This is a genomic window from Kaistia terrae (assembly GCF_026344005.1).
GTDB classification, from domain to species: Bacteria; Pseudomonadota; Alphaproteobacteria; order Rhizobiales; family Kaistiaceae; genus Kaistia; species Kaistia terrae.
Genome location: NZ_JAPKNH010000003.1, coordinates 392770 through 418081, shown reverse-complemented (window position 1 = coordinate 418081; position 25312 = coordinate 392770). Strand labels below are relative to the sequence as shown.

Genomic DNA, 25312 nt, shown 5'->3' with positions numbered 1-25312 from the left:
GCTAGTATGGAACCCCGTAAAGTCGAGAGATGCTGTTTTGCATTTCGGCATATACCGCGGCGAACGATGCGGTGGCGTTGTCGTATACGGCACCTGCGAGCGAGCGCACCGCCGTAGACCCGACAAGAGCGCCGCCGACGCCGACGGCTGCTGCCGCAGCAAGACCCGGAGGAGTTGCCATGAAGAGCCCAAGGGCACCGACCGCCAGCGCGGACCCCGCCGCCCCTCCTACGATTCCACTTCCTTCCACGACCGCAGCCCGGACCTTCTGGCCCTCGGGCGCCTTCATCACGTTGTAACTAGCAAGACCAAGATCGAGCGCGATGAACGAAGTTCCTACCGCCTTGCCAACAGTGGTCAACCCTGGCCTACTCTTGCCGACATTCTCGGCAATTCTCTCGTAGGTCTCAAAAGAGCGAACTCCTCCGGCTCTGTCGACAAAGTTCCTCGGTGGCTTTTCCAGGAATTCGGAAAGAATCCTCCCACCGGGGGTCAGAAGCTTCTGCGTTGCCTTCCTTCCCTCAGTCCGGAGATCAGAGGCGTATCTAGCGGCTGCTTCGGCTGCATTTAGATCGTCTGTTAGCCGGGACTCCAGAATTTTCTCCAAAGCATCTGTGCTGAGCAGCCTATTTTGCGCCTCATAAACGCTGCGCTGCACAGAATTGTAGACGGTTGCGGGCCCGCCTCTTAGGGCGGCGTCTCGCGTTGCCGTTACAACTGAAGTCCCCGCTGGCGTCTCGGTCGGTGCCTGTGTGTCACTCGATCCACTGCCAGCAGGCCGAAGGACCTCGTCCCACATGCCCGTTGGGTCAACTTGGATGATGGGACGGTTGTTCACGTAGGCGTAATGGTTGAGGCCGTGGATTGCCGGGTCGGCAGATATCCACCTAGCCAACCACGGCGAATAGTACCTCGCGCCATGGTAGTTGAGGCCCGTGAACTCGTCGCGTTCCTTGGCGGTGAAGCGGTAGCGGCGCGCGGCCACGCCGGACGTCGACAGCTGGTAGCTCGTGCCGCCGAACGGATAGTATTCCTCACGTCCGAGAACCTGACCGTCGAGATCGACTTCGGCGCTGGCGGACCCCAAGTGGTCGGCGATCTGCAATCGGACCTGGACGTTGCCGCCATTGGCATGATCGATGATGGCGAGAATGCCGTTCTTGTCACCTACGATCAACGAGTTCGTGGCCGAGCCCTGATCGAAGAATTCGAAATCGCCAAGATAACAACGGGTACCGCGTGGTTCGACCTTGGCGATACGCTGGCCGTGCGTGTCATAGGCAAAGCGCGCCGTGTCGTTCCCGCGCCTCGCCGACACCAGGCGATCGCGATAGTCCCACCCAATCGCCTCGAGGTGACCCATCCTCGTGGTATTGCCGTGAACATCCGCCTCAAGCGTATCGGTTGGGAGTGCACCGATGGTCGCCCGCTGCAGCCTGTTGCTCGCGGTGGCCACCTCGAAGTCCCGAGTCCAGCTGCCTCTCCCCGCGACGTGGCGATGGCGCAGCAGATTGTCGACATCGTCGTAGATGAACTGCTCGGTGTAGGTGCGGAACGCGTGCTTGTCCTTGGGATGAACGCACAGGTCGAGAGGGCCGCCTGCTCGATACTGCTCGTTCCACATCGCCGAGGTCCGGCTGCAGTGCTCACGCCCGCTCGCTTCGATCAGGCGGTAGAGCGAATCGTAACGATATCGCCGGAGCGGGTCGACGCGCTGGCCGTCGAAGAACACCGGCGCGATGCTGGCATCGTGAATGTGGGTGATGTTGCCCGCCGGATCGTAGACAAATCGCAGGTCCTGCAACCCGTCGGCACGCTGGTAGACGAGGCGGCCGGTGGTCGGGTCGGAGACAGTGACGACCTCTGGTCCCTTGCCGGCATGGGTAAGGCGAGATCGCTGTCCGGAGGGCAGGTACGAGATATGCTTGACGATCCGGTCACCCGGGCTAGTCGCGACTGCCAGTAACTGTCCGGAGACCGAATAGCCACGTTTGATTGCAGCACCGCCGCTGCTCGAGCGGACGAGGCGGGACTGCGCATCGTAGGCGTCCCTGCGACTTTCGGTACGTAGCACAGAACGGGCGACCGACATTGTCCGCCGCACGTCTGTGGGGTTGCCATGGCAATCGTAGGCCTCGATCGCGAGCGTGCCGCCGTCGCCGACCTCCTCTATCAATCGCCCCCTGAGATAGGCACTCGCGCCACCTGCGATGCTCTCACCGTAGACGTAGCTCTCGCGCTCGACCTCGGTGTCGTCCTCGCGGACGCGGACAGAAACGGGTCGCCGCAGCGTGTCGTACCTATGTGACAGGCGCCGCCCCATCGCGTCCCACTCGATCGAGGGTTGCCCGTCGACACCGACCAGCATGACGCGCTGCCCGGCATCCATGCTGACCGAGCGCCATGATGTGCCGACCATGGAGTAGTCCCAGGCCATGACGCGGCGTCCGCGTGGGTCTTCGACTGCGAGGCGGCGACCACGAATGTCAAAGACCGTACGCGTATGGAAGAACTGGTCCGCACCGTCGGTCTCACGACGGTGCTGGGCGATGGTCAGGAAAGTTCGCCCGAGCGGATCGAGATAGCTTCGCGTCGGGGTCGCGGCATGCGTAGCCGCGCCTTCTGCCGCCTGCTGCTCCCAACGCTGGCGCTCTTGATCGCCGGGCCATGTCTGCACGAGCAACTCGGGGCTGACACGCTGTTGGTACCAGGTGGGTGCGAATTCGGTCTCGGTGAAGCGGGCCACGAGGCCAGCTATGTCGGGATCGTCCATTGGGTTCAGCAGGACCGTGTCGTTGCCGTCCCAGGTCTCGGCTCCCCAGGCGCGAAGCAGATGCTTCTCGTAGCTGTGACCGACCGGCGCCGTCGATGAGACGTCACCGGTTTCGGAGAAGCGCCGGTGCGGTGTTACCGTTACGCGGACGCGCTTCACGGGATCGCGGATTATGATCTGCGCCGCGCCCTCTCGCCGGTTGGCCTCGAACAGGTGCGTGGACGTGAAGTAGGGCTCGTAGGTCCGTACCTCGGAGTTCTTGTTGTCGTAGATCGTCCAGCCCGAGCCGATCCAAACCGGCGCGGCGCCGTTGCCGTCCGTCAGCTGTTTTGTCTGGGCCGGCGCGCCGAAGCCGTCCGCGTAGGCGATGCTGATCTCGACCGGCGATTGAGCGTCGTCCTTGACGTGAAAAGTCCGCGCAACCGCCGCCACCCACACGGGATGAGTCAGCGTCAACGCGCGTCTCCTCTCATCCGGCCTGACGATCGGCTTGTTCAAGTTGCACGCGGCGAAGCGATCGTATATGAAGCGCTGCGTCGCGCGACGCAGCGATGTCGCCGCACCCGAGTCTACCGCTCCGGCAGTCGCGGGAGCCGCCATGAACGCTGCGACCTCGGCGACGCTCAGGTCGACGGCAATTCCGTCGAGGGTGTCGCCGGTGGGCTGAGAGCCGTTGCCCCGCACCGCAGACGCCACCACGATGCCTGCATGGTCAAACCGCAGTTCAACCACCGCGCCATTGGCGTCGGTAAGTTGCCTAGCCTGCAGCAAGCGATAGTCGTTGACCATCCTGGTGTCATTGCCAACCGCATCGCGGACGAACTCGGGCAGCAGCGCGCCGACCCCGTATTGCTGCGTGCTTTGGCTGTAGAAGGAGTCGTAGTGCCGCGTCGGCTGATAGAACGCCGCTGCTTCGTACTGAGAAAATGGCGAGGGTGCCCACCAGGCGCGCGCGTCGGCGTCGTTTGGCCAACTGTCGGGAGCGAATTGATTGGCGGGCAGGTCTGACAGCCGTCGATAGCCGGCGGCGGTCATGGCGAGGGGAGGAATGTCCTCGCTGGCCGCTTTGCCGATGGCGTTCACCATCGCATAGTCGAAGGCAAGCTTGAAGCTCTGATGGGGAAGGGCCGGCAATCCCAGCTCACCTAACCTCCTCGCTCCGGACTTGGCCCAATAATGGTGACGTTCCTGTTCGATGCGCCGTCTGGCTAGGCTCCCTGTGACCGCGACGTCCACAAAGCCGAACTCGCTCAAGCGAGTGGAGGTGCCAAGACCGACAAGGTCGCTTGCGAGATAGTGGCCGTTAGGCCCAACGGCGGCGAGGCCAGCGATCTCCCAGGTCGTTTTTTCGGCGAGGAGCGCCGCGTGGTGATCGTTGGGGGATGCGGCGGCATCCGCGAAATCGTTGGTGTAGCGGCCAACCGAGTATTCGAGCGCCGTCGTCGCGGCCACGGCCCGTTCGGCTTCGGTCAAAAGGCAGGCATCGCGCATCAGGCCGGAGGGAAGACGGCCATACGCGGCAGACGCCGACTCCGTTTCGTTCCCCCAGGCGTCGACATCGAGCACGAGCTTGTGGACAATTCGCGCATCGTCCCTCTGGCGTTCGTAGCTGCGGTCGAATTGCTGGCTTTGATAAGCGAAGTAGGCGCCCGGTGTATTTGCCACCCGGACCTGCAGTCTTTTGATGGTGTAGTGCCGGTCGGTGACCGAATAGGGTCGTCGTTCCTGCTCCGGTTGCAGCCCGCCAAGCTCCTCCGCATAGATCTCCTGCCGCAGCATAAGGCCCCGGAGGCACCGAAGAGCTTCTGTCGTTTCTGCATCGGTGAGGGGCGGCAGCGTTACATCGGCCATTGCAGACGCGGCAGTGTCCCCCGCGAAGTATTCCCTCGCGAAGCGTCTGGTCAGGCTCTCCCCACGTGTCGCGGCGCCCGTGTGGAACCACGTGCGGGTAACCGCCGGCGGCAGGTGAACGCCGGTGTCGGCGTTGGTGGGCCCCCCGGCGATGGCGGCGGCGCCGATATCGGCAAACTGCTCGTAGCTCACCGTGTCAGTCTGCTCGACGAAGCCGAACCCGCAGAACTCGCGCTCTTTGCCGTCGTAGTGCCCATGGCGGTAGCGATAGCTGTTGACCAGTATCTTGCCAGTGACCGTGTCGACCTGCTCGAGGCGCGCCAGCACAACAACCGGAAACCCGATCTTGGTCGCCCATCGGGTGCCGTTGTCTCGGTCGCTGATGCACGATCGGGCGGACGTTGTATGGTGGAAGCGCGTTTCACCGCCCAAGTTGTTTGTGCAGGACACCAACACATGAGGTTTCTGCAGTCGTTCGGCCGCGCTGACGCTGGCGTCGTCCTCAGGAATGCCACCGGCAAGGCTCAGATATTGCAGCGCACCGTCGAGCCCAGGCGTCCCCGGCGCGAAGACCAGGCAATCCGTCCCGTTCGCCAGCAAGTCGAGGACCGACACGGCGCTCGGATCGTCGATCGGAGGGAAGGGGATCGACTGGGGCTGGCTGAAGCCGTTGCCGCTCTGATTGCGCCAGCACCGAATGCCGTTGCGGCCAAGATAGACAATATCGGTGGAGCCGGTGCCGTCGATATCAAGCAATCGTATTCGAGAAGGATCGAATCGCTCCGAGCTGTCGAACACGAAGGCCTCGCCTGTCGCTGAGCCACCGTCATCCCGTATCGCGCATGTTGTTCTGGGACCGAAGCGGCCATGACCAAGGTTGTGCCAGCACGACACCTCGCCATTGCGGACCCGCACCAAATCGGTGAGCCCATCGCCTGTCAGGTCAGCGAGAAAGACTGTGCCTCTTCGGTCGGCAAACAATAGTCGTGGGCCGGCGGACTCGCCATCGGCCCAGGCTATTCGTGCCGGTTCCGCGAAGCCCAGTTCGCCCAGCGAGCGCTGCCAGACGTAGGCGCCATCCTCCGACCTGACCAGGTCGGACAAACCATCTCCGTCGAGGTCGAGGAAACGAACGTTTGGATCGTTCGGATCTAGCTGCGGCGCGGTCACGAAAGGCTCGAAAGGTGCCCATTTGTAGTCGCTCTGGCGCTTGTGCGCGCCGGCCGCGGGCCGCCGGAAGTCGACGAGATCAAGCATACCGTCGCCGCCCAGATCGAGCAGCTTGGAGGCACTAGTAGCCGATCGCGCACGGGAGTGGCCGTCGAGCGCGGGCCGGAAGTCAACTGGCTGTGGTGGCGCAAAGCGGCCGCCGCCACTGTTGCGCGCATAGAACCACGAGCCGCCGGCGGATTGAAATAGCACGCCCGGCGCGCCCTCGCCGTCGAGGTCTATCCAGTCGTATCGCGCCGCGTCGATTGCGGGGCGGAGCGTCGGCAGCGACGAACCTGCGAGACTTCTCAGCTTGACGGTCGCAAGGTTGGCGGCGTCGGAATAAGTAAACTGCAATGGCGGACGCGCTCGACCTGAAGCGCCGTTCCAGTCGACCTCCGTGATAGCAGCAAGGCGGCTCACGAAAGGGTTTTCGACGTAGGTCAATTCGAGGGTGCGGGTCAAACCCTCGTAGGCGCCCGGAATGGCGTGATACGCCAGGATGCGCCGGCACAATCGGCGCGTCCTGATGGAAAAGCCGCTACGATGCGAGTTTGTTTGGTCGGGCCGCAGCGGACCGTCCGTTGGTTTGATGGCGCGTTCCCGGCCCGTCGGGACTTCGGCCTGCGACACCAGAAGATCGAGCGTTCCGGCGGGATCGCAAGTGGGCGGACCATAGTCGAACGCCAGCTTGAACATCCAAGCGGACTCCGCGCCGCTTGGCGGGAAGGTATCGGCGAGCCACTTCGCCCGGTCGATTGGCGCCGTGTTTCCGTACCGCACGGACACTGGGTAGAGAGGCGACGCGAAAGCCTGGCCGTCGAGCTCGCCGACGTCAGCGGCATATTCGAACAGCACCGCGTTCCCACGATCGTCGTAAGCTCGTTCCAACTCCCATCGATAGATGCAGCTGGGCTCACCGGGATCGGCAATTCTGGCGGTCTCGGAGCGACCATAGACGCGTGTCGCGTTGGCGCGACTAATAATCCGCCAGAAGCTTGCAAGACACCGCGGCCCCGAATCTAGGCTGGGCAAGATCCTCCGCCACCATTCAATCCGGCAGAACTCTTTTTCGACGCGCGGACGATACTCGCGAACCTCGAAGTGCTCCTCTTCCGGGGCGTGGGCGAGGGAGTTTCCTTCCAGAGTGGCCCATCTCAGACGGCGTGCCCCATCAGGATGCCGCGCCGGAACGATCTCGCCCACTCCGGAAACGACAAAGCGGTCCGACCCATGGTCGTCGTCATAGACCGGAACGCCCGCGTCGGTGCGCCGAAACACCGCGCCCGAGTTAAGCGCCCATCCAATTCCGAAACTGCCATTGCCACTGCCGAAACTGTATTCAAGCGAAAGGTCGACGCTTATGCCGCCCCGAACTGGCGAGATTGGAAGTGGCACGGTGAGCTGCAGCGCGCCCGTCTGCGGATCCACGCGGACACTCTCGCCGAGGCTCCGAATGGCGCCTCCGCCCTTGGGCAAGTTGGCCGCGAAGCCATTTGTCTCGAATACGGGCTGAGCTGCGTCGCGACCGCTCCCCCATTGGGGTCTTGAGGTTCGCTCGGGCCTTGGGGGATTGAACTCCGGCATGCGTAGCCCACTGGAAATCAATGAATATTCGCATAGTTAGAAGGCGATCGATGCGGCTCTCTGAACTGATTCAGCAGGCGCCATCGGCAGCGCCTCACGGACCAACGCGAGATCAAGCTTTGCGGGTACACCGATCGACGCCAGCGAGGGTGATGGCGCCGAAGCGGCCGTTGATGTAATGTCCGACCTCAGGAGGTGCACCGACGCCGCGCCATTACGAATACACCGGGGGCACGGATTGAGGCGGCATGCAATCTCGCTCGTCTTGCTCATGCTGATCCCCCAAAATCAGTACTTGCCAATTTTACTTTCGTCGATGCGGGCAGGAAGCAACAGTCCACGATTAAAGCAATCTCGGCCGGCACAGGCGTCGATCAAACTCGGCGACAGCCATACCCAGCGCCGGCGCTTCCGAGAGTATCGCACGAATTCTGACGATATACGCGATTAAGTTGTGTGTAAACTGTGGGCGCGCGGGAGTCGGAAATTCGCACGACAGGTCAGAGGCGTTGAAGACTGACTCCGCGCGGGCCCGCCCTTGTTAGAAGAGGCGTGGGGTGGGACGTGCATCAAGGACAAAAGCTTCTGAGGATTTGAATACTTAGGCGTTGGAGGGCACGATGGCCGATAATATTACTCGAAATGAGACCGTGCACAAAGGCGGGTCTGCTTTGCGCCCATTTCCGGTTGTTAAGCTGGCGGTCACGAGCGGAAGCGTGGCTATTCGTGACTGGATTGGGCTGAAAGCGACCCTCGCGGCTGCGGTCCACCCGCTTAACTAGATGCGGCAGGTCGCAGGTATGAACCCGCCAGAAGTTACTATTCGAACTAAACTTTATAGTTGAAAGTTCCTGGCGCCATTTACATGATCAACCCCGAGCCTACAGGGTCAATAATGCGGACCGCGGACCAATCGTTTTGTAGCCGTAACTGAAGCCTGACGTGCTGTCCCCGAACCACTTGGGGTAGATCATGCGATACGTCGCCCGGACACCAAGTCCACCAGCGGCCCTGGCCGGCTCGCTTGCTATGGAGAGACGTCAAACATTTCTCCGTTATCTTCAGTTGGATCCGATCAAACGCGAACAGACCCGCGTTCCGATCATGCAGTTCGAGTCACGGGAGATCATGCGCGATCTCTCGCACATGTTCCTGGGGAAATGCGCATTCTGCGAACAGGCTTCGAAAAGCATGTTCCTGCACCGCTTGAGGCCGATGAACGATGCCGAGCCAACGATCGGCAGCGAGGAGGACGGGCGGGCGCGCGACGCCCATCTCTATTACGGCTGGCTGTCGGATGCCTGGATCAATCTCTATCCGATCTGCGGGGACTGCAGGCCGAAACGAACCACGTACTTCCCGGTCGACGGACAGAGGGCGCATATCCCGACGGCGGAAGAATATGCCCGTTTCGTCGAGAATGGCGACGGGACATGGCCGGACTTGGACCTCGACGAGACACCGCTCCTGGTCGATCCCTGTGCCGGCGACGTCGCTCGCCATCTCGTCCCGCGCGCAGACGGATCGCTGGAAGCTGCGAGTCGGCAGGGCGAGGAGACGATCAAGCATTTCCGGCTCAACCGGACGCGGTTGAGAACGAGGCGAAAGCAGGCCTTCGATGACTATGCAAGACTCGAAGGCGATGGACCGAACGACACCAATGAATTCGTTGGCCTGTGGCGGACCCTGAGGCGCCAGAGCGACGCCAGCGACGCGGAAATCGCGGTGATCACCGCGTCTGCGAACATCGTCGAACAGGCCGACATAGCTGGAGCACGACCCCGTCTGACGGAGATCAGGCTGACGAACTTCAAGGCGATCGAGACCCTGTCGATAAAGCTCCCGGCTGCGCCAGATCCGACCGAACGCATAGCGCAGGCCCTTTTGATCCTTGGTGAAAACGCTACCGGCAAGAGCTCGATCCTGGAGGCGACCGCGCTTGCGCTCATCGGCGCTGGAGCTCGCCCTGATCTGGTCGAAGAACCGGGTAGCCTGAGGTTGAACCCAAGTTTTATGGGTGCCGAGGACCTGCCTCGGAAGTCATCGGCCAAGGTCCGACTTCAATTCGACAACGGACAGGTGTCGACACTCACGGTCGGCGCCAAGGGCTATTCCCAAACCGGCGAGAACCGGTTGCCCCTGGTCTTCGGCTACGGCGCATACCGTCATTATGTGCGTGACCTGCATGTCTGGAAACCGTCGCGACCGGTGCTCAGCTTGTTCCACAGCGACAGCCTGCTCAGCAATCCCGAGAACTGGCTCCTCGGCCTGCCGCCAACCGAGTATAGGGCTGTCGTCCAGGCGCTGGGCGTAATCTTCGGAGCGGCCGAGGAGATCGACGTCATCTATCGCGACGAGGCCAAGGGCCGCTGCTTTGTCGAGATGCAGATCGATGCGTCCGGCAAGAAGAGTAGGACCCCGCTTTCGAACGTCTCGTCTGGCTTCCGCACAATTCTCGCATTGTCCTGCGACATCATGCGGTGGATCATGGACGGTGCCATCAATCCCAACTTCACGACGCTGCCCTCGGCGGAGGGGATTGTGCTGATCGACGAGGTCGAGGCCCATCTCCACCCGCGCTGGAAGATCCACATCATGAAGGGCCTGCGCACCGCCTTGCCGTCAATGACCTTCATCGTCACGACGCATGATCCATTGTGCCTTAGGGGAATGCGCGACGGGGAGGTGGTGGTGTTGAGCAAAGTCGCAAGGCAGCGTGGCAGCGGCCAGATCCCGGTCATGGTCGACAGCCTCACGCAGTTGCCGAAAGTATCGGCGCTGACCATTGAACAACTCCTGACGTCTGACCTGTTCAGCCTGTTTTCCACCGACGACTCCGAAACGGAAGCCAGCCTCGCCCGTCTTGGCGACTATCTCGCGAAGGCCGGAAGTGTTCCGGACCAGGCCGTTAGGGCTGCGATGGACGCAATCCGCAGGCAGGTGGTGGACGCCCTTCCGGTCGGCATGAGCGAGGCTGCCAGGCTCGTGCAGGAGGCCGTCGCGGACTACCTTGTCAAGCGGCGCAACCTTGCCGGCCAGCGACGCGAGGACCTGCGCGACGAAACGAAAAGGCGGATCCTGGCCGTCCTCGAGGGCATCTGATGCGGCGCGTCGATCGGACCCTGGTTCCGGCGCCGGCTGTCCTTGTCGGCGACAAGAGCCGCGGTGGCAAGGAACTGGCGAAGGCGAGAATCTTCTTCGAGGCGAAGGCAAAGGCAGAAGCTGCTGGGGCCGCCGCCGCTGGCGCACTGGCTCCAGCCACGAAAGCAAGGAAGAAGAAGGAAAAGACGTTCGAATTCAGCGCCTATTCCGACGAAGCAGTCAAATACGCGCTCGACAAGTTGTTCTTCGGCAAATGCGCCTATTGCGAAAGCCGATATGCCAACCAGGCACCGGTCGATGTCGAACATTACCGGCCGAAGGGACGCATCGCCGGCGTTGCCAATCATCCCGGCTATTGGTGGCTCGCCATGGTATGGGACAACCTGCTGCCGAGCTGCATCGATTGCAATCGTCGGCGCTGGCAAGATTTGCCGAAGTTCCCGGTAAGCCTCGCGCAACTGCTGTCGGCGCCCGAGATGCAGGGGGGCAAGGCATCGCTTGGCAAGCAGGATCTGTTTCCGATCGCCGGCGCGGACAGGGCGACGGCTGACCTTCCCGGCATCGACGAGGAGCCCGACCTGGTCAATCCCTGCGTGGACGATCCGGAAGAGCACCTGGTGTTCCACATCGACCGCGGTGACCCCGTCGGGCTCGTTCTTCCAGCCTTCAAGGATGACGTCCCCTCCCGGCGTGGACTGACATCGATCCATGTCTATGGCCTGAACCGCCTCGGATTGGTCCAGGAGCGAACGCGGATCCTGCGCAAGCTCGATTTCCTAAGCCGGTTGATCGACGAAATAGACAAGATTTCGGAGACCCTGCTTGCCAGCCGCGATAAGAAGAACAAGACGATGGGCGCGCGGCTCGATCTCCTGGTCAACCAGATCCTGGACGAAATCCGCGCGATGGCGGAGCCGGACCAGCCCTATTCGAGCCTCGTGAAGGCTTGGTCGAAGACGCTTAAGCCAACTGAGGGAGATGAGACATGAGCGCGCCTGAAAGGAGCTGCGACCTCGTCATGAAAGGCGGGATAACCAGTGGGGTGGTTTATCCGAAGGCCGTCGTGAAACTCTCGCACAAGTACCGCTTTCGCAATATCGGCGGCACGTCGGCCGGTGCGATTGCCGCCGTTGTTACGGCTGCGGCCGAATACGGCCGAGCGGACGGCGGATTTGAAAAGATCGAGGCGCTTCCAAAGCAGTTGGCGGCGACGCTCCTGGAGAAATTCCAGCCCCGTCCGGAGCTTCGTCCGGTCTTCAATCTGATGCTGGCGGCGATGTCGAAAAGTGTCGCGGGCACAGTCTTCGTACTTTTGAAAGGTTACCCAGTGCCAGCGCTTCTGGGTGCCATCCCCGCCATTATTGTAGCCATCATGATTCCGTTCACTTGGGATTCGATTGCGGCGGCGATCCTCGCTGTCCTGCTGTTCCTGTTCCTGCTCGTTCTCCTGCCGGCCGCCACGGCGAGTTTTGCCGCCGCCCGCGATGTCGCCCGCAGGCTTCCGGAGGCCGATTACGGCCTCTGCAACGGAATGACCCAACCTTACACACCGGCCGGCCATCCCGCCCTGACCGAGTGGCTGGCCGATACGATCGATCTCGTCGCCGGGCGCCCGGCCACCGCCGTGCCTCTCGGTGTCAAGGACCTTCAATCCCGCGAGATCAGAGTACAGACGGTGACCACCGACATCACCTCACATCGTCCCTACGTGCTGCCGATGCAGAACAATCTTCATTACTTTTCCGAGCGGGACTTCCGGTCTCTTTTTCCGGCCCGTGTCGTCGACGCGATGCTGACGACGCCAAAAGAGGGATCAAGCGACCTCTACCCGTTCAAGATCGACAATCTTCCGCTAGTGGTCCTCGCACGCATGAGCCTCAGCTTCCCGGCGTTGATATCGGCGGTGCCACTCTACCGGATCGACTATACGCTGGTCGGCGTTCCCGAACAGGACAAGTTGGTGCGTTGCATGTTCTCCGATGGTGGACTGTCGTCGAATTTTCCGGTGCATTTCTTCGACCGCTTCCTACCGTCGCGCCCGACCTTCGGCATCTCGCTCGGGGAATATGACCAGCGGCGGGAGAAGCCGGGAAACACCCAGGAAACCCGGGTATTCTTTCCGACAAAGGCAGGGCAGGGACAACTCCTTCCGACGCGAGGATTTTCGGGATTGATCGCTTTCGTGTTCGCCCTCTTTGACAGCGCCAAGGATTGGCAGGACTCCCTCCAGTCCATCCTCGCCGGCTATCGCGAACGGACCGCAACGGTCAACCTCAAGCCTGAGGAAGGCGGCCTCAATCTAGACATGCCGCCGGAACGCATCGACCAGCTTACCGGCTTCGGCGAACGCGCCGGCGACCTGATCAACAGCGAGTTCGAACTCAACGAACACAAGTGGCGTCGCTATCTGGTCGAAGTCCGCGCGCTTGATGAGATGATGCGGCAATTTGCGGACGCCTACGCTGAAGCACCCGAACCTGGCTCGCTTGGATACGCAGAGATCGCAACCGCCTACGAACCGTCATCCTACAAAGACCTCACACCAGGCGAGCGACAGACCTTGCGAGAGCGAGCCGAGGCCATCGCCGCGCTCGGGAAAGCGTTCCAGGCGCTACAATCGCTCGATAGTTTCGATGAACGCATGCCGAAGAGCCGCAGCCGAATCCGCTCGGTCGCCAGGATGGATTACTGACCGCGACGATTGCAACTGGACCGTCACGGCGTCTGATATACTCTGATATACAAGGTGTAGACGCCGCGGTTGATTCCAACGAGTATAGCGAAGCGTTTGTCGCGTTTGATGTAGCCAAGAAGAAGCACACGGTGGCAATCGCGGAGGGGGCCGGTTTGTCGGCGAGGTCGAAAATAGTCCTGCAGCGATAGAGCGGACGATCAAGACGCTGCTAAAGAAGTATGTCGACTGCACGTCTGCTTCGAGGCCGGGCCGACGGGTTACGGGTTGTGCCGGCAGGTTCGCGATCTTGGTCACGATTGCATGGTGGTTGCGTCGGCCTTGATCCCGAAGCGGTCGGGCGAGCGGATCAAGACGAACCGACGGGAAGCGGCGGTCACGCTGCCGCGGCTGCATCGGGCGGGCGAACTGACTGGAGTGTGGGTGCCGGACGTCGTCCATGAGGTTGTCCGCGATCTGGTTCGGGTCGGGAAAACTGCAGGTGACGATCTGCGCCGTAAACGCCAGCAGTTGCTCTCCTTCCTTCTGCGCCATGGCCGGATCTACGAGGGCGGCGGTCATTGGACATGGCGCACCGGCGCTGGCTTGCCCGTCAGAGCTTCGAGCATATGGCGCAGCAGATTGTCTTCCGGGAGAAAGATCGACACGATCGAGGACGCCGCTCCGCGGCTACACCGCCTGGACGAGCAGTTGCGCACCATCGTGCCGACCTGGTCCATGGCACGGGTCGTCGAGGCCTGTCAGGCTCTGCGCACGAACGGTCATGCCATGTTCAACCGGCATTGCCTGAGACTATGCTGTCATCAAGTCAGCAATGGTGCTCAATGCCATAGGGCCAGTGACAGCATGCGAGAGCCCGATTATCGTAGGTCATCATGCAACTGGTGAGAGCGAGCCCGATATGAGCGAAAATCATCATTTCGGCGCCGGTTCGTTCACCGACGAACTATGGATCGCCGGCAAGAGGGTCTTTACGAAAGTGCTTACCGTAGACGTCGAATTCACGTCCGGCGGCGTATGGGATTGGCTCATTGCGGACGCAACCGGCGCCGTGGTCAAGACAGACCGGCGCACGCATGTGTCGGGCTGGACCAGCCTTCATCTCGCCTCCCATGGGCTGTACGGAGACTACAGCATAGGATTCCGAAACGCGTCGGCGGGAGCGAAATCCATCAAACAGGGTGACGTCGAATTCGGGTGATCGTTACAAATCCGACATGAGTCTCGTTGTGGGAGATATAGGTGAATTCCTGATGCCACACGCTGTCGCGGCAGTGGAGGCCGGTCGATAAGCGGCTCGACTTTGGGCACGGATAACCTGCGAGCGGCTGTCCACGCTGCGGCAAGCTCCCGACTCAATGTTATCCACTTTGTCACCATGGTATGGATTAAGTGACGGTACTCTTCGAGAACGGGTTCAGGGCTGCCGCCGGTGCGGCCTTTCAAATGGTTCGGAATTGTCAAGGTTCTCTGCCACGTGAGTGCCGGAATGACTGGCTCGGAAGTCGACCGCCATGGACGCGTCAGGAAGACGTTGGAATGCTCAAGCTATTACGAGTGGAGCGCTGTCGGGTGACAACGCCCTGACGGTACTTTTCGGCCGGCGCGAAGGGATGTTCGGAACCGGCGGCTGAAAAATTCGACCGATTGTGGTCGATAGTCACCGAAATCAAAGATTTCGCGAAAGTCTGAAATTCCTCAATGAATTCAATGGTCGAAAATATTGACGGTATATCTGACGGTAAATGTGGCTGCCGAAAAATAAATTGACTTGTGAAATCAATGCGTTATGATGTATTGAAATAATCGAGTGGGAGTGACGGGAGCGTCGTTACAGCTGCCACGGGATACCAGATCGTGGAATCCGCGGTGCGGTGATCTCCGCTAGTCTGTAACGAACGTCCGCATGTCGGACTGTGCGGGCAGCCTTCTCAAGGAGTGCCCGTCCCTGGGTGCGTGGCCGTGGCGAAGGTAAGCTCCCTTCGTAGGGAGATTCCCTTGAGGGACCGGCCGCCGAAAGAGAGCGACCGGTCAGGTCAGGGGACGCTTAGGCGAGAACTTCGGCGAGTTCGATCAGATTGCCGAAGGGATCGCAGAAGAACGCGAGCCGGCGGCTGATCGCGGGAAGCTCGAACGGCTCGGTGACGATGGTGACGCCGCGGGCGCGCAGCTTTTCGACCGTCTCGGCGACACTGCTCACATTGAGGCAGAAGTGGTGGTAGCCGGCATATTTCAGGCTGTCACCGAGGTCGGTGTAGGGCCGCACATCGGCCGGCACAGGTTCACCGCCCCCCAGGATCTCGACATAGAAGTGGTCGTCGGTCGCCGGCGCCACATAGGCGAGCTGTTCGTCGGCATAATCCCATTTGGCGATGACGCGGAAGTCGAGAACATCGACATAGAAAGCGAGCGCGGTTGCGAGGTCGGGTGTGCGAACCGCGACGTGGTGCCCGCGCATGTCGGCGAAGGGCGAGGCGCTGTTCGGGGCAGGGGGAATGAAGTCGGTCATCATGAAATTCCTTAGGTTCAAGTTTCGTCGAATGAGAGAGCGGCAGGCGAACCGCCGCGCCCGTCGGGATCAGATTTCGGCGGTCCAGGCGGCCGTCTGAGCGTCCTTCAGCATGTCCTCGACAAACTGCGGACAGACATGGCGGGCCTTGCCGGTGTCGGCGGAGACGATCGCGATCGTGCGCTGTCGATCGTGTCTGCGAGGATGGTCATAGGTCGCCCCTTGACGTCTTTCCGGCCAGTCGCCGGCTGCAGGGACGTTTTGCGCCTTTCGGACTGCGCCGATTAGCGCAATAGTTTTCCGAACAATGCTGAGCTGGAATCAGGAATGCGAACGACGGACCTCTCCGAGTTGGCCGCCTTCGACGCGGTCGCGCGCCACCGCAGCTTCCGCCGTGCGAGCGAGGAGCGCGGCGTCACCGCCTCGGCCATCAGCCATGCCGTCAGCAATCTCGAAGCGCGGGTCGGGATAAGGTTGCTCAACCGTACCACCCGCAGCGTTTCGCTGACCGATGCGGGCGCGATGTTGTTGTCTCAGCTCTCGCCCGCCTTCGGCGATATCGGCTCGGCGCTCGATGCGCTGAACCAGTTCCGCGACACCCCGTTCGGCAAGGTGCGGATCAACGCGCCCAACTCGATCGCGCCGTTCGTGCTGGGGCCGGTGATCGGGCCGCTGATCGCCGCCAACCCCAATCTGGAACTGGAGATCGTCGCGACCGACCGGCTGGTGGACATCGTCGAGGAGGGGTTTGACGCCGGGATCCGACTGGGCGAGAGCCTGCGTGACGGGATGACCGCGGTGAAGATCAATCCGCGCCTCAAGCTCGCGGTCGTCGGATCGCCTGCCTATTTCGAAAGGCGTCGGCCCCCGGCATCGCCGGCGGATCTCACCGACCACGTCTGTATCCGCAACATGTATCCGAGCGGCGTGATCTATCCCTGGTCGTTCGAGCGCCATGGCGAGGCGATCGACATCCAGGTGGCTGGTCCGCTGGCGCTTCACGATCACGAGCTGATGATCGAGGCGGCCCTCGCGGGGGTCGCGCTCGCCTATGTCTGGGAGGACCGCGCGCGGCCCTATCTTGCAAGCGGACGCCTGATCGCCTGCCTCGACGAGTGGATCGGGCCGGAGGACTGGCTCTATCTCTATTATCCGGCCCGGAAGTATCTTTCCGCGGGCCTTCGAGCGGTGATCGAAGCGCTTCGTGTGCGTTGAGCCCTAGCTTTGGGTGACTGGCGAGCCACGGGCTCTCGCGTTCAGACGCCTGCTGCCAGCATTCCCACCAGCCAACGGATCAACGGGCTGTCTTCGGACCGTGGATGCCAGGCTGCGATCAGTTCAAAGCCGGGCGGAGCCGTATCGTCCTCCAGCTCCAATACGGCGAGGTGGGGATTTGGAAGCAATCTGGATGGCAGGAAGGCTACCGTTCGGGTGGCGGCGACCATCTGCGGCAGCAGCAGGAAGTGGGGCACCGACATGATGACGTCCCGTTCCAGGCCCTCTTGACCGAACCAGGCGTCCGCCGAACCTGTGAGGCTCGGCTTCTGAGGCGAGACGATAAGCTGCGGCAGGCGCGCAAGATCGCGCCGGCTCAAGCGACGGCCTTCCAGGTATGACCCGCTTGCGGTGACGCAAACATAGTGTTCATGGAACAGCGTCCGGCGAGGAAAGTGAGCCGGCACATAGTCTGGTATCGCCAGAACCAGATCGATTTCGCCGGAACCCATCCGCGCGGCGATGCCCTCCACTTCCAGTTCGGTGAGCACCAGCTTCAGGAACGGCGCCTTTGCCCGGATTTCCGGCAAACTCGGCATCACGCCAACGGCATGCGCATAGTCCGCGGCCGAAATCCTGACGGTGCCACGTGCCTCGGCCGGGTCGAACGGCGCGCGTTCAACCAGCCGCTCCATCGCATCGAGTATCGCTTCGACTTCCGGCCCCAGTTCACGCGCCAGATCCGTCGGCGTGACGCCGCGCCCCGTTCGCAGGAACAACGGATCATCGAAGATGTGTCGCAGGCTGGCCAGATTGGCGCTCACCGCCTGCTGGGTCAGGCCCATGTCGTTCGCGAGACGACCGAGATTGCCGTCGCGCAGCAGGCCCGCGAGAATTCGAAGCTGCTTGATGCTGAGATGTGATGCCCGGTTCATGTTGTATCTAATACCATAAACCCTTGTTTGTCATTGTATCGTCGCCACGCAAATATGCGGCCGCACCAAGAGGCGGACGCCATTCAAATGACCTTCCAGTACGACGCGATGGATTTCGCATTCTTCCATTCGACCGGTACGCACGGTTTCGCCGGCCGGTGCGAGATGACGCGCTTAGCGGAGGGCGGCGGCCCGTTCGTGAAGCTCGAACGCACGCTGCGCGTCTTGCAGGACATGCCGCGACGCGCGGATGCGAACCCTCATTGGGGAGCGCATCCCGACGCATAATTCCCTCACCGGCCTCGATGCGCTGGAGACGTCGCCGCTGCCCTATGCGTCGCAACCGGCCTTCGCCCGGACTTTCCGGGCCGACAGGCTAACGCTGGGGCTGTTTCTCCCGATTGAGACTTTCCCGGGTCATCTCCCGTCGATGGAGCACCAGATCGAGAGGGTTCGGCAGGCCGAGGCATTGGGTTTCGCCGCTGTTTGGCTGCGCGACATTCCGCTGTTGGACCCGAATTTCGGCGATGTCGGGCAGGTCTACGATCCGTTCGTCTATCTCGGCTATCTCGCCGGCCAGACGCGTGAGATAGCGCTGGGAACGGGGGCGATCGTACTGCCGATCCGCAACCCGCTGCATATCACGAAGCAGGCGACCAGCGTCGATCAGTTGAGCGGTGGGCGCCTCCTGATGGGCGTCGCCTCCGGCGATCGCCCGGTCGAGTTTCCGGCCTTCGGCGTCGATGCCGATGCGCGTGGTGAGGTGTTCCGCGACCACCTCACGATCATCAGGGAAGCGCAACGGAACCGCTTCAAGCCTTTGCACTGGAATGGCGGTTCGCTGAGCGGTGCCGACCTGATCCCGAAAGCCGTAACCGAAGAAGTCCCGATCCTCGTCACCGGCAGCAGCCGGCAGTCTCTCGAATGGATTGCCGGAAATGCGCATGGCTGGATCACCTATCCCCGTCCGCCTGCCCAGCAAAAGGCGCTGATCGACAGTTGGCGGGGGCATGTTCGGGTCCAGGCGGGCGAAACGTTCAAGCCGTTCGTCCAGTCGCTTTACCTCGACTTGGCCGAGCGGCCCGACACGGCACCTCAGCCGATTCACCTCGGACTGCGGATGGGGCGCGATCCTCTGATCGCCTACCTCGAATTGCTGCAGGCGATGGGCGTCAACCACGTCCCGTTCAACCTGCGTTTCGGCAGCCGGCCCGTGCCGGTGGTGCTGGAGGAAATGCAGCGCCACGTGTTGCCGCTGTTTCGACCGCACCCGCCCGGGTCGCCGGCCATCTGAAACTCCCCAACGCCGGCATGGCTGTCGGCGACATTCCCGAGGATTGACATGACAGACAAGAAGACGCTTTCGGGCAAGGTTGCCCTTGTGACCGGCGGATCGCGCGGAATCGGTGCGGCGGTAGCGCTCGCGCTTGCCGGCAACGGCGCCGACATCGCCATCAGCTATACCGCCAACCCCGATCGCGCGCATGCCGCCGTGGCCGAACTGGAGGCGCTCGAGGTGCGGGCCCATGCCTTCCCCGCCGATCAGGCTGATCCCACGGCAGTTCAGAAGATGGTCGCGGATGTCGCGGCGCATTTCGGCCGATTGGACATCGTTGTCGCCAATGCCGGCATTTTCGAAATGGGCGCCGTCAATGCCGAATATGACGAGGTGGCGCTCGACCGGATGCTTCGCGTCAATATCGATGGCGTAATCCAGACGATCCGCGCGGGCGCGAAGTTCATCGAGGATGATGGCCGGATTATCGCCATGTCCTCCGCGCTCGCCCGCCGCGCCGCCGCGCCGGGCCTTGCCGACTACGCCGCCAGCAAGGCAGCGGTCGAAGGCTACATCAAGGGCGTAGCGCGCGATCTTGGCGCGCGAGGCATCACCGCCAATGCGCTGTCGATGGGGGCGATCGCGACCGAGATGAACCCCGATGCCGGCGCGTTCGCCGACTGGCTGAAGGCCGGGACCGCGCTCGGCCGCTATGGCCGGCCCGAGGAGATCGGCGCGGTCGTGGCGTTCCTGGCAAGTCCGGGTGCGGCCTACGTGACCGGGGGCGTGATCGCCATCGACGGTGGCGCAAACGCCTGATCCGCATCACCACCAATCCAACACGTCACAAGGAGATAGACGATGACCCCGAACGAGAAGCTCGAGGCGCGCACGCGCGGTCCGCGGGCGAACATGAACTGGCCCGAGCTGCACAAGCCGGAAAATGCGCCGCTCTATGCGCAGAACCAACTGCAGATCGCGGCGCCGCCGGCCACCGTGTGGGCTTGGCTGACACGGGCCGACCTATGGTCGAGCCTCTATGAGAACGCCACGGATGTCGAGTTCGTCGTCTGGCCGGGCCCGAGCCTCCGCGCAGGATCGGTCTTCCGCTGGTCGACCTTCGACTTCCGCCTCACGTCGACCGTGCATGATTTCGAGCCGGAGCGCCGCTTGGCCTGGATCGCCATTGGTCCCGGGGTGGATGCGTACCACACCTGGTTCCTTGAGCCGACTGCCGACGGCGGCACGCTGCTTATCACTGACGAAACCCAGATCAGCACGCTGGGCATCTGGGCAACCGACGGCTTTACCGAGGGCCTCATCGAGCAGCATGATCTGTGGCTGCAGGGCTTGGCGAAAGCGGCGCTAACCGGTCTGCCCAAGAACTGACTTCGATGCCGCCATCTCTTGTCGGGATGGCGGCAGTCACGTGTCCGAAAACGCATCCGGCTTTCGGAGGGCGGAGATCTCCGGAAGTACTATCCGCTGACGCCGGACGCGGAGAGCGAGTATCGCGCGTGGCTATCGACGCAGGAGCCCAGCCGCGCGGCGGTGGACTAGCCTCCCATCGCCGAGGGCGATGGGTGACTCCTGATCATTAAAGCCTGAGGTTGCTGTGCGGTTGAGGCTGCGCGGCAACTTCACGTACTGCAAGCGGGGCATTCCAGGCGCGCTGCCATCACGGATAGATCGGATTGGATGGCGGATTGACAGAAACCATCACCCTATGCAATTTGGGTAAACGATAACTCAGAGCCAAAACGCCAATGGCCGACGCCAAAGTCTCAATGCAGGATATTGCCGGCCAGCTTGGCGTCTCGGTGAAAACCGTTTCGGGCGCGCTGCATGGCGGCTCCATCCGCATGTCGGACGAGACGCGCCAGAAGATCAAGGCGCTGGCGGATGAGCTTGGCTATGTCCCCAATCTGGTGGCGCGCGGCATGCGCCAGGGCTTCCTTCCAATCCTCGGCATCGTCGCCGATGGCCTGATCACCCAGCCCTTCGCCACCGAGATCATGCGCTCCTTCGACAACGCCGCACGGGCCGACGGGCTTTCGGTCGTCGTCACCAATATCGGTGGCCGCACGGTCGAGGCGAGCGTCGCCGAACTGCAGCGGCTGATGCCGCGCACCATCGCCTATGCCAGCATGTATCATCAGGTCGTCGCCATCCCCCCATCGCTGCGTGGCGTGATCGCGCTGATGATCAACTGCCGCGACGAGGCCGGCGTCATCCCGTCGCTGGTGCCGGCCGAGCAAGATGCGGCCGAGACGATCGTCGAGCATCTTTTCGCGCATGACCGGCGGAAAATCGCCTTTTTGAACCTGCCGGGCCTGATCGCCGCGCGGATGCGCGAGGACGGTTTTCGCGCCGCCCATCGGGCGGCCGGTATCGAGATCAACGAGGCCTGGCTGCAGCCCGCCACGCGGGGGCCGATCTATGTCGATCGCGCTCGAAGCCTCGTGCAGGAGCATGTCGCGGCGCTGTTCTCCGGGCCCGAGCGGCCGGATGCAATCCTCTGCGGCAATGACCGTGTTGCCATGGAAGTCTATGGCGCGCTGCGACGGCAGGGGCTGGAAATTCCCGACGATGTCGCGATCGCCAGCTTCGACAATCAGGTCGAGATCGCCGCGCGTCTCGACCCGCCGCTGACGACGATGGAATTGCCGCACCGGGCGATCGGTCGGCGCGCGGGAGAGATCCTGTCCGGCCACAAAAAGCCGACACAGATGGTCGATGAAATTCCGTTTCGCCTTGTGGAACGCGCCTCGGTCTGAGGCCAGCGAGACGGTACAATAGGCATAGCTTGTAAAATGGGAGGAGTTGGAATGTCCAAATATCTGGGTAAACGTTTACTTACGCTGCTTGGCGCCGCATCCGCGCTGAGCGTCACGGTCGGGGCAGGGCTTTCGGGCGCCCAGGCGGCCGAGCTCAAGGTGATGTTCCAGGGCGACCCCTACGAAATCACCATCATCACCGATGTCGCCAAGCGCTTCGAGGCGGCGAACCCCGGCACCACCGTGCAGCTGATCAACACGCCGCACGACGCCTATAACGAGAAGATCGGCGCCGCCGTCTCGGCCGGTTCGCTGCCCGATATCCTGCAGCTCGATGCGCCGTTCCTCGCCAATTATGTCTGGTCCGGCTTCCTGCAGCCGGTCGGTGATCTGCTCGACAAGGCGCTGGTCGACGACATGACGGCGTCGAACGTCGCCCAGGGCACCTATCCGATCGACAAGGCGCTCTATGCCATCGGCCTGACCGACAGCACGGTCGCGCTTTATGGCAGCCGCAAGCAGCTCGAAGAGCTGAAGATCCGCATCCCGACCTCGGTCGACGATGCCTGGACGCGCGACGAGTTCGAGGCAGCGCTGAAGACGCTGTCGACGGCGCCGGGCGTCAAGTGGCCGCTCGACCTGTTCCGCTCCTACGGCACCAAGACCGAGTGGATCACCTATGCCTATGAGCCCATCCTCGTCTCGATGGGCTGCGACGTGATCGACCGCACCAGTTGGAAGGCGACCGGCACACTCGATGGCAAGGCCTGCGTCGACGCGACAACCGAGATGCAGAACTGGGTCAAGCAGGGCTGGGTCGTGCCGCAGTCGGCCGGTCAGAACCAGTTCTATGCAGAAGGTCGTCCGGCAGCCCTCGCCTGGGGCGGTCACTGGTTCTACGCCGAGGCCAACGCCAAGATGGGTGACGACGTCGTCGTCATGCCGCTGCCGAAGTTCGGCGAGAAGGGCGTCAGCCCGAACGGCACCTGGATCTGGTCGGTCGCCAAGACCGCTTCCGATCCCGCCGCCGCCGGCAAGTTCCTGAGCTTCATGCTGCAGGATCCGGCCTATCGCGAAGCCTACAAGGCGCATGCCGGCTTCCCCGGCCTGAAGTCCTTCGCCGCCGCCTCGCCGCTCTACGCCGACAAGGGCGCGATGGCCGTCGCCTTCGAGCAGGCCGGCAAGAGCGCCGTCGCGCGCCCGCCGCATCCCGCCTATCCGACCATCACGCTCGCCTTCCAGAACGCGATGACCAACATCTTCGACGGCGCCGATCCGCAGGCCGAACTGAGCAAGGCCGCCAAGAAGATCGACGACGATATCCTCGACAATGACGGCTACCAGCCCTTCGGCCAGCCCGAGTAATTCCCTGATCGAGACCTGGCCGCGCCCCGACGCGCGGCCAGAAACGCCCCAATACCCGGCCGCGTCACGACGCGTGGCCAGAAACGACCCAAGACCCGGTCGCGCCACGACGCGCGGCCGGGAAACAAGCTCCGGGAGGCATAACCATGTCGAGCCAAGCGTCCCCCATGCCGGGTTCGGCATCGCCGGGGCCAGTCCGTATCGCCGCGAGGCGCCCCAAGCCGCCGATCTGGGGCGGCCGATTGCAGGAACTGGGCATGTTGTTGCCCGCCTGCATCCTGATCGCGCTGTTTCTGCTGCTGCCGTTCCTGTCGTCGTTCGAGATCGCGCTGACCAATCAGCGGCTGATCCCGCGCCCGGTGCCGGTGCGCTTCGTCGGGCTCGGCAATTTCCAGCAGATCCTGACCGATTCCGCCTTCTGGACGGCGCTCTGGAACGTCACCCGCTTCACCATCATGGTGCTGCCGATCCAGTGCGGTTTCGCGCTGGCGATCGCGCTGCTGCTGAACCAGAAGCTGCCGTTCCGCAATTTCTTCCGTGGCCTGTTCTTCCTGCCGGCGATCACCTCGATGGTCGTCGTCTGCGTGATCTGGTCGACGCTGTTCCAGTATCCGACCGGCCCGTTCAACCAGATCGTAGGCTTCCTGACCTTCGGGCTCGTCGGCCCGATCGATTGGCTCGGCGATCCCACCTGGGCGATGCCGTCAATCGTGCTGCTCTCGGCCTGGCAGGCCTATGGCTTCCAGATGATCGTCTATCTGGCCGGCCTGCAGAACATTTCTGAATCGCTCTATGAGGCGGCCGAACTTGACGGCGCCAATGCCTGGCAGCGCTTCTGGCATGTCACCATGCCGAGTTTGCGCCAGACGCATATCTTCGTGCTGATCATCACCACCATCCAGGCGTTCAAGCTGTTCACCCAGGTGAACATCCTGACCCAGGGCGGCCCGCGCGGCACGACCGATACGTTGGTCCATTACATGTTCACCGCCGGCTTCGTTGACCAGCGGCTTGGCCTCGCCTCGGCCGTCGCCATCCTGCTGTTCCTGATCGTGCTGGTGGTTTCGCTCGTTCAGCGCTTTGTCGTGAGGGATCGTCGATGAGCACCGTGGTATCCGCCTCCACCCCGTCGCCGGTCGCGAAGGTCTCGGCCAAGCCGGACATCGGCGCGATCGTCAAGTTCGTCGCCGTGCTGATCATCGCGCTGGTGGTGATCTCGCCTCTGTTCCTGCTCTTCGTCGCCAGCCTGAAGCCGGACCGGTTCCAGATCCTCGCCGACATGGGCAGCTTTCGCGCTTTCTGGGTCTCCGAACCATCGCTGCAGAATTTTGCCGATATCGCGACCTTCAGCGGCGCGCTGCCGTTCGGCCGCTATCTGCTGAATTCGCTGATCATCCTGTTCTGCACGGTGCTCGGCGGCGTGTTCCTGAATTCGATGGCCGCGTTCGTGCTGGCCTGGGGCCGGTTGCCGGGCCGGGCGGTGGTGCTCACCGGGCTTATCGGGCTCTACATCGTGCCGCAGGAATCGATCGTCCTGCCGCTGCTCAGCCTCGTCAACAAGGCCGGTCTCGGCGATAGCTTTGCCGCCCAGATCCTGCCGTGGATGGCGAGCCCGCTCTACATCTTCCTGATCTATCAGTTCTTCATCCAGGTGCCGCGCGACATCTATGATGCGGCGACGGTGGATGGGGCATCGCCGTTCCGCATCTATTGGTCGGTGTTCCTGCCCTTGAGCCTGCCGGTGCTGGCCACCGTGGCGATCCTCCTCGGCATCGAGACCTGGAACCAGTATCTCTGGCCGCTGATGGTCACCCAGACCGATTACGCACGTCCGATCTCGGTCGGCATCGCCAGCTTCTTCGGTCATGACAGCGTCTACTGGAACAGCGCCATGGCCGCGTCGGTGATGATGATGGTGCCCGTCCTGATCTTCTATCTCGCTTTCCAGAAATGGTTCGTCAGCTCTTTCATCAGCTCGGCCGTCAAGGGCTGACACGACAATGGATACTCTTGCGACAATG

Annotated in this window: 17 protein-coding genes; 14 read left to right on the top strand and 3 right to left on the bottom strand. The window is 62.4% G+C overall.

From position 1 onward, the window contains the following. Nucleotide 1: 1 nt before the first annotated feature. Nucleotides 2–7264: a SpvB/TcaC N-terminal domain-containing protein gene (locus tag OSH12_RS11620; protein ID WP_266343706.1), complete on the bottom strand. Its 7263-nt coding sequence runs from the start codon at nt 7262–7264 to the stop codon at nt 2–4. Nucleotides 7265–8392: 1128 nt separating this feature from the next. Here OSH12_RS11620 and OSH12_RS11615 point away from each other — a divergent pair. From OSH12_RS11615 to OSH12_RS11595, 5 genes are all read left to right on the top strand, one after another. After that, nucleotides 8393–10522, top strand: coding sequence for an AAA family ATPase (locus OSH12_RS11615; protein WP_266343705.1), 2130 nt, complete (start codon nt 8393–8395; stop codon nt 10520–10522). After that, nucleotides 10522–11511, top strand: coding sequence for an HNH endonuclease family protein (locus tag OSH12_RS11610; protein ID WP_266343704.1), 990 nt, complete (start codon nt 10522–10524; stop codon nt 11509–11511). Before OSH12_RS11615 ends, OSH12_RS11610 begins: the two co-directional genes overlap by 1 nt. After that, complete coding sequence (locus OSH12_RS11605) at nt 11508–13214, top strand: patatin-like phospholipase family protein (protein ID WP_266343703.1); 1707 nt, start codon at nt 11508–11510, stop codon at nt 13212–13214. Before OSH12_RS11610 ends, OSH12_RS11605 begins: the two co-directional genes overlap by 4 nt. Before the next feature lie 303 nt (nt 13215–13517). After that, on the top strand, nt 13518–14102 hold the full coding sequence (locus OSH12_RS11600) for a hypothetical protein (protein ID WP_266343702.1): 585 nt from the start codon (nt 13518–13520) through the stop codon (nt 14100–14102). 13 nt (nt 14103–14115) lie between these two features. After that, nucleotides 14116–14415, top strand: coding sequence for a hypothetical protein (locus OSH12_RS11595; protein WP_266343701.1), 300 nt, complete (start codon nt 14116–14118; stop codon nt 14413–14415). An 846-nt stretch (nt 14416–15261) separates the two neighbouring features. Here the strand turns inward: OSH12_RS11595 and OSH12_RS11590 are convergent. Next, nucleotides 15262–15726, bottom strand: coding sequence for a VOC family protein (locus OSH12_RS11590; protein ID WP_266343700.1), 465 nt, complete (start codon nt 15724–15726; stop codon nt 15262–15264). Nucleotides 15727–16050: 324 nt separating this feature from the next. Here OSH12_RS11590 and OSH12_RS11585 point away from each other — a divergent pair, with 324 nt between their 5' ends. Continuing rightward, the gene (locus tag OSH12_RS11585; protein WP_266343699.1) at nt 16051–16938 is read left to right on the top strand and encodes a LysR family transcriptional regulator; all 888 of its coding nucleotides are present in this window, start codon (nt 16051–16053) and stop codon (nt 16936–16938) included. Nucleotides 16939–16979: 41 nt separating this feature from the next. Here the strand turns inward: OSH12_RS11585 and OSH12_RS11580 are convergent, their stop codons facing one another. Next, nucleotides 16980–17873, bottom strand: coding sequence for a LysR family transcriptional regulator (locus OSH12_RS11580; protein ID WP_266343698.1), 894 nt, complete (start codon nt 17871–17873; stop codon nt 16980–16982). Nucleotides 17874–17960: 87 nt separating this feature from the next. On the opposite strand from OSH12_RS11580, the gene OSH12_RS11575 reads away from it, so the two are divergent. The 8 genes from OSH12_RS11575 to OSH12_RS11540 all read left to right on the top strand — a co-directional run bounded on the left by OSH12_RS11575 (nt 17961) and on the right by OSH12_RS11540 (nt 25284). Next, nucleotides 17961–18161 carry a hypothetical protein gene (locus OSH12_RS11575; RefSeq protein WP_266343697.1) on the top strand — a complete coding sequence of 67 codons (201 nt, stop codon included), beginning with the start codon at nt 17961–17963 and terminating at the stop codon, nt 18159–18161. Further along, nucleotides 18124–19167 carry an LLM class oxidoreductase gene (locus tag OSH12_RS11570; RefSeq protein ID WP_266343696.1) on the top strand — a complete coding sequence of 348 codons (1044 nt, stop codon included), beginning with the start codon at nt 18124–18126 and terminating at the stop codon, nt 19165–19167. Before OSH12_RS11575 ends, OSH12_RS11570 begins: the two co-directional genes overlap by 38 nt. A 48-nt stretch (nt 19168–19215) precedes the next feature. Further along, entirely contained in the window at nt 19216–19968 is a 753-nt protein-coding gene (locus OSH12_RS11565; RefSeq protein ID WP_266343695.1) for an SDR family NAD(P)-dependent oxidoreductase, read from the top strand. Between the two features lie 42 nt (nt 19969–20010). Next, the gene (locus tag OSH12_RS11560) at nt 20011–20538 is read left to right on the top strand and encodes an SRPBCC family protein (RefSeq protein ID WP_266343694.1); all 528 of its coding nucleotides are present in this window, start codon (nt 20011–20013) and stop codon (nt 20536–20538) included. Between the two features lie 377 nt (nt 20539–20915). Further along, complete coding sequence (locus OSH12_RS11555) at nt 20916–21926, top strand: LacI family DNA-binding transcriptional regulator (protein WP_266343693.1); 1011 nt, start codon at nt 20916–20918, stop codon at nt 21924–21926. 63 nt (nt 21927–21989) lie between these two features. Further along, on the top strand, nt 21990–23291 hold the full coding sequence (locus tag OSH12_RS11550) for an ABC transporter substrate-binding protein (protein WP_266343902.1): 1302 nt from the start codon (nt 21990–21992) through the stop codon (nt 23289–23291). 146 nt (nt 23292–23437) lie between these two features. Next, entirely contained in the window at nt 23438–24394 is a 957-nt protein-coding gene (locus OSH12_RS11545) for a carbohydrate ABC transporter permease (protein WP_266343692.1), read from the top strand. Continuing rightward, on the top strand, nt 24391–25284 hold the full coding sequence (locus tag OSH12_RS11540) for a carbohydrate ABC transporter permease (RefSeq protein ID WP_266343691.1): 894 nt from the start codon (nt 24391–24393) through the stop codon (nt 25282–25284). Before OSH12_RS11545 ends, OSH12_RS11540 begins: the two co-directional genes overlap by 4 nt. Nucleotides 25285–25312 lie beyond the last annotated feature (28 nt).

What these genes read in the sequence shown, in the direction of transcription:
- OSH12_RS11615 (WP_266343705.1), top strand. Translation starts at nt 8,393, where the DNA reads ATGCGATACGTCGCCCGGACACCAAGTCCACCAGCGGCCCTGGCCGGC.
- OSH12_RS11610 (WP_266343704.1), top strand. Translation starts at nt 10,522, where the DNA reads ATGCGGCGCGTCGATCGGACCCTGGTTCCGGCGCCGGCTGTCCTTGTC.
- OSH12_RS11605 (WP_266343703.1), top strand. Translation starts at nt 11,508, where the DNA reads ATGAGCGCGCCTGAAAGGAGCTGCGACCTCGTCATGAAAGGCGGGATA.
- OSH12_RS11600 (WP_266343702.1), top strand. Translation starts at nt 13,518, where the DNA reads ATGGTGGTTGCGTCGGCCTTGATCCCGAAGCGGTCGGGCGAGCGGATC.
- OSH12_RS11595 (WP_266343701.1), top strand. Translation starts at nt 14,116, where the DNA reads ATGAGCGAAAATCATCATTTCGGCGCCGGTTCGTTCACCGACGAACTA.
- OSH12_RS11590 (WP_266343700.1), bottom strand. Translation starts at nt 15,726, where the DNA reads ATGATGACCGACTTCATTCCCCCTGCCCCGAACAGCGCCTCGCCCTTC.
- OSH12_RS11585 (WP_266343699.1), top strand. Translation starts at nt 16,051, where the DNA reads ATGCGAACGACGGACCTCTCCGAGTTGGCCGCCTTCGACGCGGTCGCG.
- OSH12_RS11580 (WP_266343698.1), bottom strand. Translation starts at nt 17,873, where the DNA reads ATGAACCGGGCATCACATCTCAGCATCAAGCAGCTTCGAATTCTCGCG.
- OSH12_RS11575 (WP_266343697.1), top strand. Translation starts at nt 17,961, where the DNA reads ATGACCTTCCAGTACGACGCGATGGATTTCGCATTCTTCCATTCGACC.
- OSH12_RS11570 (WP_266343696.1), top strand. Translation starts at nt 18,124, where the DNA reads ATGCGAACCCTCATTGGGGAGCGCATCCCGACGCATAATTCCCTCACC.
- OSH12_RS11565 (WP_266343695.1), top strand. Translation starts at nt 19,216, where the DNA reads ATGACAGACAAGAAGACGCTTTCGGGCAAGGTTGCCCTTGTGACCGGC.
- OSH12_RS11560 (WP_266343694.1), top strand. Translation starts at nt 20,011, where the DNA reads ATGACCCCGAACGAGAAGCTCGAGGCGCGCACGCGCGGTCCGCGGGCG.
- OSH12_RS11555 (WP_266343693.1), top strand. Translation starts at nt 20,916, where the DNA reads ATGGCCGACGCCAAAGTCTCAATGCAGGATATTGCCGGCCAGCTTGGC.
- OSH12_RS11545 (WP_266343692.1), top strand. Translation starts at nt 23,438, where the DNA reads ATGTCGAGCCAAGCGTCCCCCATGCCGGGTTCGGCATCGCCGGGGCCA.
- OSH12_RS11540 (WP_266343691.1), top strand. Translation starts at nt 24,391, where the DNA reads ATGAGCACCGTGGTATCCGCCTCCACCCCGTCGCCGGTCGCGAAGGTC.